Source organism: Xanthomonas vasicola pv. musacearum NCPPB 4379, assembly GCF_000277895.2.
GTDB lineage: Bacteria > Pseudomonadota > Gammaproteobacteria > Xanthomonadales > Xanthomonadaceae > Xanthomonas > Xanthomonas vasicola.
Genome location: NZ_CP034655.1, coordinates 2,261,176 through 2,276,885 on the forward strand (window position 1 = coordinate 2,261,176; position 15,710 = coordinate 2,276,885).

General features: G+C 62.5%; 13 protein-coding genes. 11 read left to right on the top strand and 2 right to left on the bottom strand.

The genetic code is table 11. The annotated features are described in order from the left end of the window. Positions 1 to 12 precede the first annotated feature (12 nt). Positions 13 to 645, bottom strand: coding sequence for a TetR/AcrR family transcriptional regulator (locus KWO_RS10530; RefSeq protein ID WP_010380788.1), 633 nt, complete (start codon positions 643 to 645; stop codon positions 13 to 15). Between the two features lie 217 nt (positions 646 to 862). Between KWO_RS10530 and ndk the strand changes: the two genes are divergently transcribed. The 8 genes from ndk to KWO_RS10575 all read left to right on the top strand — a co-directional run bounded on the left by ndk (position 863) and on the right by KWO_RS10575 (position 9,117). Further along, positions 863 to 1,288 carry a nucleoside-diphosphate kinase gene (ndk, locus tag KWO_RS10535; RefSeq protein WP_002812972.1) on the top strand — a complete coding sequence of 142 codons (426 nt, stop codon included), beginning with the start codon at positions 863 to 865 and terminating at the stop codon, positions 1,286 to 1,288. 18 nt (positions 1,289 to 1,306) lie between these two features. After that, entirely contained in the window at positions 1,307 to 2,512 is a 1,206-nt protein-coding gene (gene rlmN / locus KWO_RS10540; protein WP_010380785.1) for a dual-specificity RNA methyltransferase RlmN, read from the top strand. Between the two features lie 10 nt (positions 2,513 to 2,522). Continuing rightward, the gene (pilW, locus tag KWO_RS10545; protein WP_010373540.1) at positions 2,523 to 3,311 is read left to right on the top strand and encodes a type IV pilus biogenesis/stability protein PilW; all 789 of its coding nucleotides are present in this window, start codon (positions 2,523 to 2,525) and stop codon (positions 3,309 to 3,311) included. Continuing rightward, positions 3,308 to 4,168 carry a helix-turn-helix domain-containing protein gene (locus KWO_RS10550; protein WP_010380781.1) on the top strand — a complete coding sequence of 287 codons (861 nt, stop codon included), beginning with the start codon at positions 3,308 to 3,310 and terminating at the stop codon, positions 4,166 to 4,168. Before pilW ends, KWO_RS10550 begins: the two co-directional genes overlap by 4 nt. 70 nt (positions 4,169 to 4,238) lie before the next feature. After that, positions 4,239 to 4,877 carry a YfgM family protein gene (locus KWO_RS10555; RefSeq protein WP_010373536.1) on the top strand — a complete coding sequence of 213 codons (639 nt, stop codon included), beginning with the start codon at positions 4,239 to 4,241 and terminating at the stop codon, positions 4,875 to 4,877. Continuing rightward, positions 4,877 to 6,094, top strand: a complete 1,218-nt coding sequence (gene bamB, locus KWO_RS10560; RefSeq protein WP_010373534.1) for an outer membrane protein assembly factor BamB — start codon at positions 4,877 to 4,879, stop codon at positions 6,092 to 6,094. Before KWO_RS10555 ends, bamB begins: the two co-directional genes overlap by 1 nt. 10 nt (positions 6,095 to 6,104) lie before the next feature. Continuing rightward, positions 6,105 to 7,502: a ribosome biogenesis GTPase Der gene (gene der, locus KWO_RS10565; protein WP_010380778.1), complete on the top strand. Its 1,398-nt coding sequence runs from the start codon at positions 6,105 to 6,107 to the stop codon at positions 7,500 to 7,502. 394 nt (positions 7,503 to 7,896) lie between these two features. Continuing rightward, positions 7,897 to 9,117 carry a molybdopterin molybdotransferase MoeA gene (locus KWO_RS10575; protein WP_010380772.1) on the top strand — a complete coding sequence of 407 codons (1,221 nt, stop codon included), beginning with the start codon at positions 7,897 to 7,899 and terminating at the stop codon, positions 9,115 to 9,117. A 361-nt stretch (positions 9,118 to 9,478) separates the two neighbouring features. Here the strand turns inward: KWO_RS10575 and moeB are convergent, their stop codons facing one another. After that, positions 9,479 to 10,621 (bottom strand): molybdopterin-synthase adenylyltransferase MoeB, encoded by a 1,143-nt coding sequence (gene moeB / locus KWO_RS10580; protein WP_010380769.1) that lies wholly within the window; start codon positions 10,619 to 10,621, stop codon positions 9,479 to 9,481. 250 nt (positions 10,622 to 10,871) lie between these two features. Here moeB and KWO_RS10585 point away from each other — a divergent pair, with 250 nt between their 5' ends. From KWO_RS10585 to KWO_RS10595, 3 genes are all read left to right on the top strand, one after another. Beyond that, on the top strand, positions 10,872 to 13,535 hold the full coding sequence (locus tag KWO_RS10585) for a TonB-dependent receptor (protein ID WP_017112860.1): 2,664 nt from the start codon (positions 10,872 to 10,874) through the stop codon (positions 13,533 to 13,535). Positions 13,536 to 13,617: 82 nt separating this feature from the next. Continuing rightward, positions 13,618 to 13,833: a hypothetical protein gene (locus tag KWO_RS10590; protein WP_010380761.1), complete on the top strand. Its 216-nt coding sequence runs from the start codon at positions 13,618 to 13,620 to the stop codon at positions 13,831 to 13,833. 523 nt (positions 13,834 to 14,356) lie between these two features. Continuing rightward, positions 14,357 to 15,610 (top strand): cytochrome P450, encoded by a 1,254-nt coding sequence (locus KWO_RS10595; RefSeq protein WP_010380758.1) that lies wholly within the window; start codon positions 14,357 to 14,359, stop codon positions 15,608 to 15,610. The last annotated feature ends 100 nt before the right edge of the window (positions 15,611 to 15,710 follow it).

A 15,710-nucleotide genomic window follows, 5' to 3' on the forward strand; every position in this document is an offset into this window, starting at 1 on the left:
CTTGTGGAACGTTTACGGTGTGGAATGAGCACGGAAACCGGGTTCCGCGAAACGAATGAGTTCGCGCGCGGCACGCGCACGGTGGTCGGCCTCGCTGACGCCCGGCGGCCGCTTGATGAGACCGAAATCGGCCATGGCATAGGTCAGCGCGCCGGCGAGAAAATCCAGTCGCCAGTACAGCTCTTCCTTGCTCAGGCCGGGCACGCAGCCGGCGATGGCTTTGCCGAATTCGCGCAACACATGGCCGTAGTGGTCGGACAGGAACTTGCGCAAGTTGTCGTTCTTTTCTGCGTAGGCGCGTGCGATCACGCGCACGAACGCGCCGCCGTTCTGGCGGTTCTGCGCCATTGCCAGCGCAGGCTCAACGAACGCAGCGAGCACGGCCGTGAGCTCGCCCGGCTGCGACTTCTTCGCCGCTTCCAGCTGCTGCAACCGCGCAGCGGTCATCTCGTCCATGCGCTGACGAAACACTTCGTTGACCAGATTTTCCTTGGAGCCGAAGTGGTAATTGACCGCCGCGATATTGACGTCAGCCTGGGTGGTGAGCTGGCGCAGCGAGGTGCCGGCGAACCCGTGCTGGGCGAACAGCTCCTCGGCCGCACCGAGAATGCGGTCTTTCGTGGAGAACTGGGCGGGCTTGGACATGCGCGGGGACAAGGCTCAATCAAACGATTGTTTGAGTTTACGGCCACGGTTGCTGCAGGTCATGCCGCAACGCAACACGATTCAGGGGCTGGCGTGCAAATGGATCTGCGAGGGGATAGAATTGACCATCGCAAAGAAGCCTAAGCCCGCGTTTTGACGCGGGTTTTTTTCATGATAACCTCGGGCCTTCAGTGGCCCGCCCAACGGAGAACTTCCTATGGCGCTGGAGCGCACCCTGTCCATCATCAAGCCTGACGCCGTCGCCAAGAACGTCATCGGTGAAATCTACAGCCGCTTCGAGAAGGCTGGCCTGAAGGTTGTGGCCGCCAAGTACAAGCAGCTGTCGCGCCGTGAAGCCGAGGGCTTCTACGCCGTGCACCGCGAGCGTCCGTTCTTCAACGCGCTGGTGGAATTCATGATCTCCGGCCCGGTGATGATCCAGGCGCTGGAAGGCGAGAACGCCGTTGCTGCACACCGTGACCTGCTGGGCGCGACCAATCCTAAGGACGCTGCGCCGGGCACCATCCGCGCCGACTTCGCCGATTCGATTGATGCCAATGCCGCCCACGGCTCGGATTCGGTCGAGAACGCTGCCAACGAAGTCGCGTATTTCTTTGCTGCCACCGAAGTGGTCTCGCGCTGAGGCCGAATGAGTCGAATCGTGAATGAGGTCGTGATTCCCTCCGTGTTGCAGGACGTTCCCGTCCGCACCTCGGAACCGCGCAAGCAGAACCTGCTCGACCTCGATCGCGAGGGTCTGGAGCGCTTCTTCGCCGACACGCTCGGCGAGGCGCGCTACCGTGCCCATCAGGTGATGAAGTGGATACACCGTCGCTACGTCACCGATTTCGACCAGATGACGGACCTCGGCAAGCCGCTGCGTGCGAAGTTGCACCAGCACGCCGAGGTCCTCGTCCCGAATGTCGTGTTCGACAAGCCTTCGACCGACGGCACCCACAAATGGCTGCTGGCCATGGGTACCGACGGCAAGAACGCCATCGAAACCGTGTATATCCCCGACAAGGGCCGTGGCACGCTGTGCGTGTCCTCCCAGGTAGGCTGCGGCTTGAACTGCACCTTCTGTTCAACCGCCACCCAGGGCTTCAACCGCAACCTCACCACTGCTGAAATTGTCGGCCAGGTGTGGGTGGCAGCACGCCATCTTGGCAATGTGCCGCACCAGCAGCGCCGTCTCACCAACGTGGTGATGATGGGCATGGGCGAGCCACTGATGAATTTCGACAATGTCGTGCGCGCGATGAGCGTGATGCGCGACGACCTTGGCTATGGCCTAGCCAGCAAGCGGGTGACTTTGTCGACCTCGGGCCTGGTGCCGATGATCGACCGGCTGTCCACCGAAAGCGACGTGTCGCTGGCGGTGTCGCTGCACGCGGCCAATGATGCGCTGCGTGAAAGCCTGGTGCCGTTGAACAAGAAATACCCGATCGCCGAGTTGATGGAATCGTGCGCACGCTATCTGCGCGGCAGCAAGAAGCGCGATTCGGTGACCTTCGAATACACCTTGATGAAGGGCATCAACGACCAGCCGGAGCATGCGCGCCAGCTGGCCAGGCTGATGCGGCAGTTCGACAATGCCGTGCAGTCCAAGGACGCCGGCAAGGTCAATCTGATTCCATTCAATCCGTTCCCGGGCACACGCTATGAGCGCTCGGGCGAGACGGAGATTCGCGCGTTCCAGAAAATCCTGCTCGATGCGCAGGTGCTGACGATGGTTCGCCGCACCCGTGGCGACGACATCGACGCCGCATGCGGGCAGCTCAAGGGGCAGGTCATGGACCGTACCCGTCGCCAGGCGGAGTTCCGCCGCACATTGGAAGGGCAGGCCGATCGAGATGCGGCAGCGTGAACTCGCGTTAATGGCGGCTGTGGCGATCGCGCTGTGCGCGGTCGGCTGCGGTGGGCGTAATGCCAAGGCAGGGTCGGTCAAGACCGTGGAAGAGGTCTCGCCGGTGTATTCATTCCGCGACAGCTCTGAGACCAAGAGCCGTCTGGCGGTTCAGGAGAAACTCGGCCTTGCCCGTAATCGCCTGCAGACCGGCGATTACGCCAGTGCCGAAGAACAGGTGCGTGCCGCCCTGAAAAAGGATGCGCAATCGGTGGATGCCATCGGCTTGCTGGCCTTGATTCAGGGAGCCAAGGGCGACACAGCAGCTGCTGGTGTGTCGTACCGGCGCGCTGCAGAACTCGCGCCGCAGCGCGGCGACGTGCTGAATAACTACGGCGCCTGGTTGTGTGCGAATGGTTCGCCCGCCGAAGCATTGACCTGGTTTGATCGTGCATTGGCTGATCGCACGTACGCGTCTCCCGCGTCTGCACTCGGAAATGCTGGCGGTTGCGCGATCAAGGCAGGGCAGCCCGAGCGCGCTGCGGGCGATCTGCGCAAAGCGCTCGATTTAGACCCGGATAATCCGTATGCGCTCGAATCAATGGCGCGCCTGGAAGCGGCGCGTCGCAATTATTTCGAAGCTCGCGCTTTTATCGAACGACGTCTTTCGGCTGCACCAGCAACTGCTTCCGTGTTACAACTCGCCATTCAGATTGAGCAAGGGCTAGGCGACAAGGTAGCTGCCGGCCGTTACCAACAGCGGTTGGTCAAGGAATTCCCTGACGCAGCGACCGCTACTCCCGGGGCCAATGCATTGTGATCAGTGATTCCAACCCGAACCTTTTCGAGCAGGAAAAGGGCTGCGGACAGCATTTGCGCGAAGCGCGCGAGGCAGCAGGTCTGAGCGTGGACGACGTGGCCGGCAAGCTGCGCATGCCAGGGCATGTAGTGCGTTCGTTGGAGCAGGAAGACTGGCCGCGTCTGGGCGCGCCGGTGTTCGTGCGCGGGCAGCTGCGTAGCTATGCGCGCTTACTGCAGGTCGACCTGGAGCCGCTCCTGCAGCAGGCAACCATCGCGCCGATCGAACCGGTCAAGCTGGTCAGTCACACCCATACGCCACGTGTGCGCCGCATTCTCGAAAGTACAGCGCGTAAGGCCATGTACGTGGTCATCACTGGCGTGTTCGCGGTGCCGGTCTGGTACGCGACGCGCTCGCATCTGGACGGCAAGGCGCCAAGCACGGTGTCGTTGGACAGCATGCCGGAGGCTACAAAGTCCGCTGCGCCAGGCGCTCCTGCAGCCCAGCCGGCCCCCGCGCCGCGCGAGCAGCCAGCGCCGTATATCGCATCGATGACCCCGGTGCCACGTGCCACCGCCGATGCCCAGGCGCCTGCCGCGGCAGCTGCCCCGGGCGGCAGTTTGTCGTTGAATTTCAGCGGCGACAGTTGGGTGCAGATTCTGGCACCGGATGGCAGCGCGGTTGAAAAAGCACTGATACGCGCCGGCGAACGTCGCACATATTCGCCGGGCCAGGTGGGGCGCATCGTGCTTGGCAATGCGTCGGCGGTACAGGTTCAGCAAGGCGGCAGTATCGTCGATGTGAAACCGTTCCAGCGCGCTAACGTGGCCCGTTTTGCGGTATCCTCCGACGGCTCCGTGGTACCTGCTTCCGAGTGAAGCGGACTGCGGTTTTTCATTTATCCCTTTTGATGTTCCGCGCCTCCGGGATGACGGAGCGAGAGTACGCATGGCGATCGACGATCTGCTGGACGAACACGAACAAGGCGAACGCGTTCGTTCCTGGTTGAGAAAGAATGGCGCGGGTCTGGTGGGCGGCATCCTGGTTGGCCTGGCCTTGATCCTGGGTTGGCAGTGGTGGCAGAAGCACACCAACACCGAGTTGGTCGAGGCCAACACCCGCTACCAGGCGGTGGTGAAGTCGATCCAGGCGAAAGACCTCGACAAGGCAGCCAAGGACATCGTGGCGCTGGACGACGGCAAGGGCGGCATTTACGCCGAGCTGGCTGCGCTGCGTCTGGCCAAGGCTCAGGTCGATGCCGGCAAGAACGCTGAAGCGATCAAGACATTGCGCGACGTGCCCGCCGAAGGCGAGCTCAAGCAGATCGTGCAGCAGCGCCTGGCGCGCGTGCTGACCGAAAGCGGCAAGCCGGACGAAGCGATCAAGCTACTGGCCGATGCCCAGGACCACGCCAGCCTGGAGATCCGCGCCGACGCACTGGTCGCGCAGGGCAAGCCGGATGAAGCGCGTGCGTTGTATACCAAGGCCCTGACCACGGTGGATGTGGCTTCGCCGCAGCGCCGGTTGCTGGAAACCAAGCTGATGGATGTGGGCGGAAAAGTGCCCGATCCGGCGGAGCAGATTTGATGAAGCAGGTTGATATGTATAAGCGCGTTGCGTTGATTGCCGTGATGGGTCTGTCGCTGGCTGGCTGCAGCACCGTCAAGGGCTGGTTTGCCGGGAAGGACGCTGCTGCCAAGAAGGCGCAGGAACCTGCCGAACTGGTGAAGTTCGAGCCGTCGGTCAAGGTCGAGAAGATCTGGTCCACCGGCGTTGGCAAGGGTGAAGGGCACATCGGCGTACGTCAGCGCCCGGCCGTGGCCGATGGCAAGGTGTATGCAGCGGCCATCACCGGCGGCGTACAAGCGCTGGACCTGCAGACCGGCAAGCGCGTGTGGGAATACAAGCCCAAGAAAGAAGAGCGTAACGATCGCAAGTTCAAGCAGCGCCTGTCAGGCGGTCCTGGCGTCGGTGAGGGCCTGGTGGTGATCGGTAGCCTGTCTGGCGACGTGATTGCGTTGAACCAGGCTGACGGCACTGAAAAGTGGCGCGCCAAGGTGCCGAACGAAGTGATCGCCGCTCCGGCCATCGCGCAGAATTTGGTGCTGGTGCGCAGCAACGACGGTCGCGTAACCGCCTTCGATGCAGCGACCGGCGAGCGTCGCTGGTTCCATGCCGAAGAAGGCCCGACCTTGTCGGTGCGCGGTAATGCGCCGATCGTGACCGGCCCGGGCGTGGTATTCGTGGGCAACGACAGCGGCACCTTGAGTGCGCTGGCGCTGCAGGATGGTCGCCCGTTGTGGGAGCAGGCTATCGGCGTGCCGGAAGGCCGTACCGAGTTGGAGCGCATGTCCGATGTCGACGGCGCACCGGTGCTGGATGGCACCACGCTGTACGCCACCAGTTTCAAGAATGAAACCCTCGCGCTGGAAGGCCCGAGCGGCCGTCCGCTGTGGACGCGCGATCATGGCGGCGCCGGCGGCGTTGGTGTGTCGTCGGCCGTTGTGGTCGTATCGGACAACGCCGGTTCGGTGTGGGGCCTGGATAAGAGCAGCGGTGCGGCGATGTGGTCGCAGGCTGCCTTGGCGCGCCGTTCGCTGACCGGTGTGGCCATCCAGGGCGATTACGCCGTGGTTGGCGATTACAAGGGCTACCTGCACTGGCTGAAACTCAGCGACGGTGCACTGGCTGCGCGCGCCCGCGCTGGACGCCACACGCTGCTGGCGCAGCCGCAGGTCGTTGATGGCATTTTGCTGGTACAAAACACCGACGGCGATCTCACCGCCTTCCGGCTGGCACAATAAGGACCTTGCGATGCTGCCCCTGGTCGCCCTGGTTGGACGGCCCAATGTCGGCAAGTCCACCATCTTCAATGCGCTGACGCGCACCCGCGACGCGCTGGTCCACGACCAGCCCGGCGTGACCCGCGACCGTAACTACGGGGTCTGCCGTCTCGACGAGCAGCAACCCTTCATCGTCGTCGATACCGGCGGTATTGCTGGCGACGAGGAAGGCCTTGCCGGCGCCACTGCGCGCCAGGCACGTGCCGCTGCCGGCGAAGCCGATCTGGTGCTGTTCGTGGTCGATGGCCGCGAAGGCGCGTCCTCGCTCGACGACGAGATTCTGGCCTGGTTGCGCAAACTTGCGCGGCCCACCGTGTTGGTGATCAACAAGATCGACGGCACCGACGAAGAAACCGTTCGATCGGAATTTGCGCGCTACGGTTTTTCCGACGTGGTGGCGCTGTCTGCCGCGCATCGGCAGGGCATCGACGAACTGCTCGAAGAGGTTGGTGCACGACTGCCCGAGGAAGGGTCCGGCGAGCTGCTGGACAACGACCCGGCACGCGTGCGTATCGCCTTTGTCGGCCGCCCGAATGTGGGCAAGTCGACGCTCGTCAATCGCCTGCTGGGCGAAGAACGCATGATCGCTTCGGAAGTCCCGGGCACCACGCGCGATTCGATTGCAGTTGACCTGGAGCGCGATGGCCGCCAGTACCGCCTGATCGACACCGCCGGCTTGCGCCGTCGCGGCAAGGTGGAAGAGGCGGTCGAGAAGTTCAGTGCATTCAAGACGCTGCAGGCGATCGAGCAATGCCAGGTCGCGGTCTTGATGCTGGACGCCACCGAAGGTGTGACCGATCAGGACGCGACGATTCTCGGCGCGATTCTGGATGCCGGCCGCGCGTTAGTCGTGGCGATCAATAAGTGGGACGGGCAAAGCGATTACCAGCGTGCGCAGGCAGAAGATCTTTTGTCGCGCAAATTGGGTTTCGTCAGCTGGGCCGAGGCAGTGCGGATTTCGGCATTGCACGGCTCGGGCATGCGCGAGCTGTTCCAGGCGATTCACCGCGCGCACGCGTCGGCGACGCATGAGTTCAGCACCAGCGAAGTCAATCAGGCGCTGGAAATTGCCTATGAGACCAATCCTCCGCCGAGCATTCGCGGCCATGTCTCCAAGCTGCGTTATGTACATCCGGGCGGGGCGAATCCGCCGACCTTCATTGTCCATGGCACGCGTCTGAAGGTGTTGCCGGAGTCGTACAAGCGCTATCTGGAAAACTTCTTCCGCAAGCGCTTCAAGCTGGTCGGCACGCCGGTGCGCTTTATCTTCCGCGAAGGTGCCAATCCGTACGAGGGCAAGAAGAATCCGCTTTCCGATCGGCAGGTGGCCCGCAAGCGGCGGCTGATGCGGCACGTCAAAGGCAAGTAATTGCGCTCGTCCGCCTGACACCCGAAGGTCAGGCGGTATGGGAAGCGCGCAGGTCTGTTGCCTTTGGGTTGAAGGCGGCCCTTACGAAACGGGCCAAGAAAGCGTCTAACACGGCATCAGTCTGGTCAAAAGTGCGTATCTGTGGAGCACGCGCCCCGCAGACAAATCGCCTTGATGCTATGAACAACCTGTATGCGTTCCGATTAACAACCAGCGCAATCGCCGTCACGTGCACGTCATTGTTCTTGATCTTGAGCATAGGTAACCGACGCGCTTAGGCGACAGCCCACATCGGCGTGCCATGTCTTGCGTTGTCCCACCGCGCCCTGCTGCTTCAGCGGCTGAGTGATATCGCGGTTCTTCGCGGTAGCGGCGCGCTGGTATCCTGCGCGTTATGACCGACTATCCTTCCCGCATTCCTTACGCGCAGGCGCTGCAGATTCTGCGCACTGTCGCGGCCAGCAACCGTTCGCCCGATGAAAACATCGCCACCTCGCGTGCCGATGGGCGGATCTCGGCCGGTGATCTGATTGCGCCGCTGGCGTTGCCGCCATTTGCCAACAGCGCGATGGACGGCTTTGCGCTGCGGCACGCCGATGTTGGTGGCGGCGATACGTCGTTACAGCTGGTTGGCGAGCAGTTTGCTGGCGAGCATTGGGCCGGCATACTGCGTTCCGGGCAATGCCTACGCATCACCACGGGCGCACCGCTGCCCGATGGCGCCGATACCGTGATTCCCAAGGAAGATGCCGATGAGCGTGATGGCATCGTGCGCTTTCGTACTGCGCCTGGGCCGGGTGCTGCCGTACGCCCGGCCGGTAGCGACGTGCGTGCCGGCGATCTGGTGATACAGACCGGGCAGGTGCTGACGCCGGCGCGTATTGGTCTGGCTGCTGCGCTGGGTGTGTCGCGTCTTGCAGTCGCACCGCGCCCGACCATTGCGGTGCTGGCCACCGGCGATGAGTTGATCGAGCCGGGCATGCCGCTCGGACCGGGACAGATCTACAACAGCAACCGCGACATGCTGATGGCGCAGCTGCGTGCACTTGGCTATGCGCCGACCGCCTGGCCAACCTTACCAGACGACCCGCAGCGCATCCGCACCATGCTGGAAGATGCGGCCGCTGCGTTCGATGTGGTGATTACTTGCGGCGGCGTGTCTGCCGGCGAAAAGGATTATCTGCCGCGGCTGATCGGCGAACTGGGCCGCATCCACTTCTGGCGCGTGCGCATGCGCCCGGGCATGCCGGCGGTGCTTGGGCAGATTGGCCGCTGCTTGATCTTGGGCCTGCCGGGCAACCCGGTCTCGGTGCTGGCAACTTTGATCGCCTATGGCGTGCCGTTGCTGGACGGATTGCAGGGGCGTAGCGAGCAGCGCCCTGTCTGGCATGCGGCGTTGGCAAGCCCGTGGGAAAAGCGCCACGAACGCCTGGAATTTCTGCGCGGACGGTTGGAATGCAGCGAGAGCGGGCAGCTTGTGGCACTGCCGCACCGCGCTGACGCATCGCATCTATTGCGTGGCGCGGCCGACAGTAATGCCTTGATCGTGCTGCCGGAGCAGGCGCGGCGCTTCGAGGCTGGCGAAATTGTGCGGGTGATTCCTTACGCGTTGTGAGCGTTCGATGGATCGACAGTGTCCGGCAGAATGATGCACGCCTTGTTTGAGTGGCGATGCAATGCGCAAAGAATGCGACGTGCGTTGCGCGACGCTTCAATGTGCAGAGTCATGTCAGCTTGCGTAAGCGTTTTGGTCGTGGCGTAAGTGAAAGCCTCGAATAAGCGAAAGCCTCGACCAGTGAGAGCGAGTCGCTCCATAGCCCCTCTCCCGTCGGGAGAGGGGGGGTGAGGGTAGGGCGGAAGACAGCCATCCACCCCCAAGCCACCGAAATGCTCAAAAGTAGCGACACACATCGCATTGCATCGGTGGCAAGCCAATCAACTAACCGACTGACACCACACAGCCACTGCCAGCCGCCTCAACCAAGTGCACTCCCGCAAAATGCCGCGTAATCCGCATAGCCCCTGACCACCACGCCAGGCGCACACACCGGGCAGTGCGGATCCGGCGGCAAGCGGATATCCCGGAAGCGCATCGTTAACGCATCGAAGCTGAGCAGGCGGCCAGTCAGGCTGTCGCCAATGCCGAGCAGCAACTTGATCACCTCGGTGGCTTGCAATAAACCGATGACACCGGGCAGCACACCGAGCACGCCGGCCTCGGCACAGCTGGGCGCAAATTCCGGCGGCGGCGGTTCCGGAAACAGACAGCGGTAGCACGGCGCATCGCCGCGATTGCGGCCTGCATCGAACACGCTCACCTGGCCTTCGAACTGCTGCACGGCGCCATAGACCAGCGGTTTGCCGAGTTTGACGCAGGCATCATTGAGCAAATAACGCGCAGGAAAATTATCTGCGCCATCTACCACCACATCCACGTCCTGCAGCAACGCTTCGACAGTGTCGGCGGTGACGCGCGTCTGCACCGCATCGACCTGCACGCGCGGATTGAGTGCGGCAATGCGCTGCGCGGCGGAGTCGACTTTGGCAGTGCCGACGCTGTCTTCGGTGTGCAGAATCTGGCGTTGCAGATTACTGCGGTCCACCACATCGTCGTCGGCGATGCGCAAATGCCCCACACCGGCCGCAGCGAGGTAGAACGCTGCCGGCGAGCCCAGTCCGCCTGCGCCGACCAGCAGCACGCGCGCACGCGACAGGCGCTGCTGACCTTCCACGCCGACCTGCGGCAGACGCAAATGGCGCGAATAACGCTCGAGAAAATCCTGCTCGTCCGGTGGCAGCGTCGGGCGCACCAGCGGCAGGCCGTCGCTCGCCCAGGCGCTGGTACCACCGGCCACCGACGCCACTTGTGCATAGCCGAGCGCGCGCAAGATGGCAGCCGTGTGTGCCGAGCGTTTGCCGCTCTGGCAGATCAGTACGATGGCGCGGGTTTGCTCGGGCAGATGAACTGCCGGCTCCGTTTCCAGCGCGTTCTGTGTGATCGCCAACGCGCCTTCGGCCTGGCCGCTGGCACGCTCATGCAGTTGCCGGATGTCGACCAGCAAGGCGCCTTGCAAAGCGCGGGCACGGGCGTCGGCGGGGGGGATGTCGTGGCTGCTCATTTGGCCATTGTCGCGCAAATGCTGCCGCTGCGATGTGCAGTCGCCCAGCGATAGGCAGCACTCATCGCTCTCGATGAAAGCGGCGTCATGGTCGCGGCGATGCCGCGGTCGCGATCACGCTGCAGTGCGAGTGGCACCGCTGTAATCCGGCCTCGCTACACACGTCACGCGGCTCGTCCGGCCCGGTTTGCCCATTTTGCGCAGCGCGCCGAGCTGGACGTCATCGCAGCGACCGCCTCAGGAGAACCGCATGCCTATTTCATCGCAGCACGCGTCTTTCGCGCGCCATGCCATCACTAATCGACCGCTGAGCTTGTGCATCGGTCTGGCCCTGAGTTGCAGCGCAGCGGCGCAGCAAGCCGCACCCAGCACCGATGGCGCAGTTGCACCCACGTCCACGTTGGAGGCCGTGCAGGTCAAAGGCGTGCGCAGCAGCGTGGAAAGCGCCATTGCAATCAAGCAATCGAATGCGGAAATCAGTGATTCGATCGTGGCCGAAGATATCGGCAAGTTGCCGGACAACAGCGTGGCTGCGGCCCTGCAACGCGTCACCGGTGTGCAGGTGGCACGGGCTGGCGGCGAGGTGGGGCAGGTGCTGGTGCGTGGCCTGCCGAACGTAATCACGACCCTGGACGGGCGCAACGTTTTTACCACCGTGGGCCGCGATATGGAGCTGGCCGATGTGCCGGCCGAACTGCTGCGCAGCGTGGATGTCTACAAGACCACCGGCGCGCAATTTCAGGAAGGCGGCATTGCCGGCGTGGTCGACGTGCATCTGCGGCGGCCGTTCGATTTCGATCAGGACAGCACGATTGCCGGCAGCCTGAGCGCGCTGCATGGCGATCAATCCGGCAAGACTGTTCCCAATGGCAGCCTCACCATCAGCCAGCGCCGCGACACCGATGTGGGACGCATGGGCTGGATGGGCAGCGTGTCGTATCAACGCCGCCCGTATCAGGAATCCAATACGCTGTACGGCACGTACGATCTGAAACAGAACCCGCTCGATCCGGGCCAGCAGATGTATGTGCCCTATACCGCTGGCGGGCTGATGGCGCGCGGTGATCGCAAGCGCAAATCGGCGAATTTTTCATTTCAATGGGCGCCGAGCGAACACAGCGAGGTGTATTTCGACACGCTGTATATTGGCTACGACAACCGGCCACAAGTGAATTACTGGTTGCCGTTTCCGGGGCTGGCAACGCCGGAGAACACCGAATCGATCAGCGTACGGCCAGGCAGCAATGTGCTCGATGGCCTGGTGGCGCGCGATATGCGCACGCTCTCCAGCACGCAGGCGCACAAGAACGCCTCGGACACCTACCAGGCTGCGCTGGGCGGGCGTTGGACCGGCGAGCGCATGCGTGCGAGCAGCGAGCTCGCCTATACCTACAGCACTGCCAAGAACCGCTCATTCACGCTGGACATGAACACCCAGGCGCCGTTGTTGAACATGCGCTCGGCTGGCGGTGCTGCCGATGTCTGGATCACCCAGGCCAACGGCAGCGCGTACGACATGACCGCGCCCGGCAACTGGGAATTGAGTCAGTACTACGACAGCTGGAACACGCAGAAGAGCGAGGAGTGGGCTTGGCGAGGCGATGCCACGTTCGATCTTGAGTTGGGACCATTGCGATCGTTGGACGTGGGGGCGCGTGCGAGCCGGCGGACGGCGACCAATCACTCCGGCGATACCGGTGCGCGCAACAATGTGACCGGCGCACCGATCTATTTGAGTGATGTGCCGGGCCTGGCATCGGTGACGCCGGGCAATATGATCGATGGTGCGCGTGCTTTCACCAGCGACCGCTGGGCGTCGGCAAACCAGGATGTTCTGCTGCAGCAACGCACGCAGGTGCGGATCTTGATGGGGCAGCCACCCGGCCCGCCGGACGAGAATCCGGCCTTGTTCTTCGATGATCGCGAAGACAACACTGCGCTCTATGCGCAGGTGAACTATGGATTTTCGTTAGGGTCCATTCCTGTTGACGGACGTGTAGGCGTGCGCGCGACGCGGCTGGATTCGCAACTGCAGGGCAGCCAGTCGCTGGATGGCCTGCTAAGCCCGGTCAGCATCGATCGGCGCATCGACAAAGTGTTGCCCAACTACAGTGCCAACCTCACTTTGCATGAAAACGTGATGCTGCGCCTGGCTGGCAGCACTACGATCACGCGCCCGGAGTTTGCAGATCTCAACCCGCAGCTGGCGTTGTATCAATCCACCGAGTCGTTGCCGGCACGTGGCAATGGTGGTAACCCGCAGCTGCGTCCGGTGGAATCGCGTAATGCCGATGTGTCGCTGGAATGGTATTTCCGCCAAGGCTCGTTGCTGTCGGTTGCCTGCTTCCATCGCAAGATCGATGGCTATATCCAGAACTACGCGGCCGACGAATTCATCGGCGGCATCGTCTATTCGATCAGCCGGCCACGCAATGCAGGCGAGGGCAGCTTGAAGGGTGTGGAAGTGGGCTACACGCAGTTCTACGATTTCCTGCCGGGCTGGTGGTCTGGCTTCGGTAGCCAGCTCAACTACACCTACATTTCGGCCGAGGCCGATTCGCCGGAAGGGATCAGCCAGCCGTTGACCAACGTCTCCAAGAATTCCTACAACGCAATCTTGATGTACGAGTACGCACGGTTCTCGGCGCGGGTGGCCTACACCTGGCGTGGCGACTATGCGGTGAGCTTCAACAGCTCCGGCGATCAACCCGAGCAGATCAATCAAGGCCGCGAAAAGTGGCTGGATGCAGCCTTCAACTACGAGTTGAACAAGCATGTGACCTTGTTTGCTGAGGCCACCAACCTGCTCGGCACCACCACCAATAATTATTTCGGTCAGCGGCATGGCGATTTTCCCCGCGAGATCGCATCGCCCGAACGCACCTATACGCTGGGTTTTCGCTTCCGTTTGTGATGCGAATAACGGGTTCTGCGCGCGGCGTTGGCATCAAGCTCACCGGTGCAGCGGTAGCGTGATCGCAGCAGAGGAGACCGTTATGACACCTGAGATCGATGCCCAGTTGCACCAACTTGCCGAGGCACTGCCGGACATGCGCAGCCAGCATCCGGACAACTTCTGGGATGTGTTCCATGCCCATTGTGAAAAAATCACTGCGGCGGCGGAATCGCAGGAGCAAGCGGCGCAGATTGTGAAACGCATTGATGCAATCCTGGCCGCCAATCAGCTGGGACCGGCGGATCCTGGTGCGTGATGCTGACCAGTGGTGTTGCTGCCCTGGTACGCGTCTTCAACAAGGCTAGCCAGTGAAGCTGCTGTGCTTGCAGCAAGACACGTCGGGGTGGCGCACGTGAATTGAAACTGGCGCTGCAGCACTACAGCACTGCAACGCCAGCTTTTTACTTGTGCTGTCTTCCTCATGGATGCGGTGAGTTCCATGACAGAGATGCAGTTATTTACGGATAGCCTGCAGTTCTCCCGTTGATACTTGAGCGATTGCAGGCAGGTAAAGCTGGTGCGCAAGTGCGGGAGCACGCAGGTGACGACAATCGTCGTGCCCGCATAAGTCTCGTGTCCGCATGAGTGATGCCGCTAGCCAGCCGCTCCCATGCGCGCGATGTGAAGCCGGCGCATGTATCGCACTTCGCCACATGCGCTGATTCACACCTGCATGTCGGCCCGCATTGCAGTGTTCCCTGGCACTAGCACCAGGAGCAGCAATGCAGTCGTCCATCACGCCACACGGTTGCGCACCCGGGTGCGCATCTCCTACGCCAGTGTCCGCCGACGCCGTCATTGTCCGCGCGCCGCAGTGGGATGTACTGCCGCAACTGCTGCGCCGCGGCTATTTATTTGTCACCAGGCAGTGCGAGGCGCTGGGCTGTGATGCGTTTTCGGCGCGCCTGGCGGGGCGCCCCGTGGTATTCGCACGCGGCCCCGATGCGGTAGCAACCTTCTACCACCCCGGGCGCTTCAGCCGTGTTGCTGCGCTACCGTCCACCACATTGCGTCTGTTACAGGGCAAGGGCAGCGTGCAACAACTCGACGGTGACGCGCATCAGCATCGCAAACAGTTATTCATGCAAGTCTTGTCGCCCGCGCAGGTGTCGCGTCTGGTTGCGTGTTTTATCGAAGAATGGGAACAGCAGGCCAGCAACTGGCAGCGTAGCGCGCATTTCAGGTTGCAGCATGAGGCTGAGTATGTGCTGTATCGGGCTGCATGCCGCTGGGCCGGGTTGACCTTGCGTGTCCACGATAGCCGTGCGATGCCATGCGATGTGGGTGCCATGATCGACGGCGCCGGTGCGGTGGGCGTACGCTGGCTGCGTGGTTGGCGTGGACGTCGTCGGGTCGAACACTGGGTTGCGCAGAGCGTGCGTAACCTGCGCCGCGCACGCACGCCTGCGGACGCAAGCGTGGCCGCCAGCGTCGTCGTCCATCGCGATGCGGATGGCACGCTGTTGAGCGAACAGGTCGCGACAACCGAGCTGATCAACCTGCTGCGCTCGATTGTCGCAGTGGCACGCTGGATCACCTTTTCGGCGCTGGCACTGCATGAGGATCCCGCGCTACGTCCACGCTTGCGTGCCGGTGAGCCTGGCTTTCTGCAGAATCTAGTGCAGGAGGTTTGCCGCTATTACCCGTTCTTTCCGATGGTGGCTGGGCGGGTGCGCGTGCCGTTCGAATGGCGCGGCAAACAGTTTCGAGCGGGCGACTGGATGATGTTGGATCTGTATGCCAGCAATCATCACCCCGGCGTCTGGCAAAACCCGCAAGTGCTGAATCCGTCACGCTTTCGGCAGTGGCAGGGCAGCGCGTTCGATTTTGTCGCGCAAGGTGGCGGTAGTTTCGACCGCGATTATCGATGCCCCGGCGAAAACCCGACCATTGCGTTGATGATGGCAGCGATCGACGCGCTGGCAGCAAGCGATTACGTCCTGCCAGCGCAGGATCTACGCTACCCGCTGACGCGCTATCCCACGTTACCGCGCAGCGGCTTAGTGATCAGTGCTTTCAAAGCCGGAGGATAAGGCCAGCCATGCGACCTTCATGCGACGTGAGGATGCATTGTGCTGCAGCAGGCGGCCTTCGCCAGGTCTCGACGCTGGCGCGACAATCGAGTTACACAGC

What these genes read in the sequence shown, in the direction of transcription:
- ndk (WP_002812972.1), top strand. Translation starts at nt 863, where the DNA reads ATGGCGCTGGAGCGCACCCTGTCCATCATCAAGCCTGACGCCGTCGCC.
- KWO_RS10530 (WP_010380788.1), bottom strand. Translation starts at nt 645, where the DNA reads ATGTCCAAGCCCGCCCAGTTCTCCACGAAAGACCGCATTCTCGGTGCG.
- bamB (WP_010373534.1), top strand. Translation starts at nt 4,877, where the DNA reads ATGAAGCAGGTTGATATGTATAAGCGCGTTGCGTTGATTGCCGTGATG.
- pilW (WP_010373540.1), top strand. Translation starts at nt 2,523, where the DNA reads ATGGCGGCTGTGGCGATCGCGCTGTGCGCGGTCGGCTGCGGTGGGCGT.
- KWO_RS10555 (WP_010373536.1), top strand. Translation starts at nt 4,239, where the DNA reads ATGGCGATCGACGATCTGCTGGACGAACACGAACAAGGCGAACGCGTT.
- KWO_RS10575 (WP_010380772.1), top strand. Translation starts at nt 7,897, where the DNA reads ATGACCGACTATCCTTCCCGCATTCCTTACGCGCAGGCGCTGCAGATT.
- der (WP_010380778.1), top strand. Translation starts at nt 6,105, where the DNA reads ATGCTGCCCCTGGTCGCCCTGGTTGGACGGCCCAATGTCGGCAAGTCC.
- KWO_RS10590 (WP_010380761.1), top strand. Translation starts at nt 13,618, where the DNA reads ATGACACCTGAGATCGATGCCCAGTTGCACCAACTTGCCGAGGCACTG.
- moeB (WP_010380769.1), bottom strand. Translation starts at nt 10,621, where the DNA reads ATGAGCAGCCACGACATCCCCCCCGCCGACGCCCGTGCCCGCGCTTTG.
- KWO_RS10585 (WP_017112860.1), top strand. Translation starts at nt 10,872, where the DNA reads ATGCCTATTTCATCGCAGCACGCGTCTTTCGCGCGCCATGCCATCACT.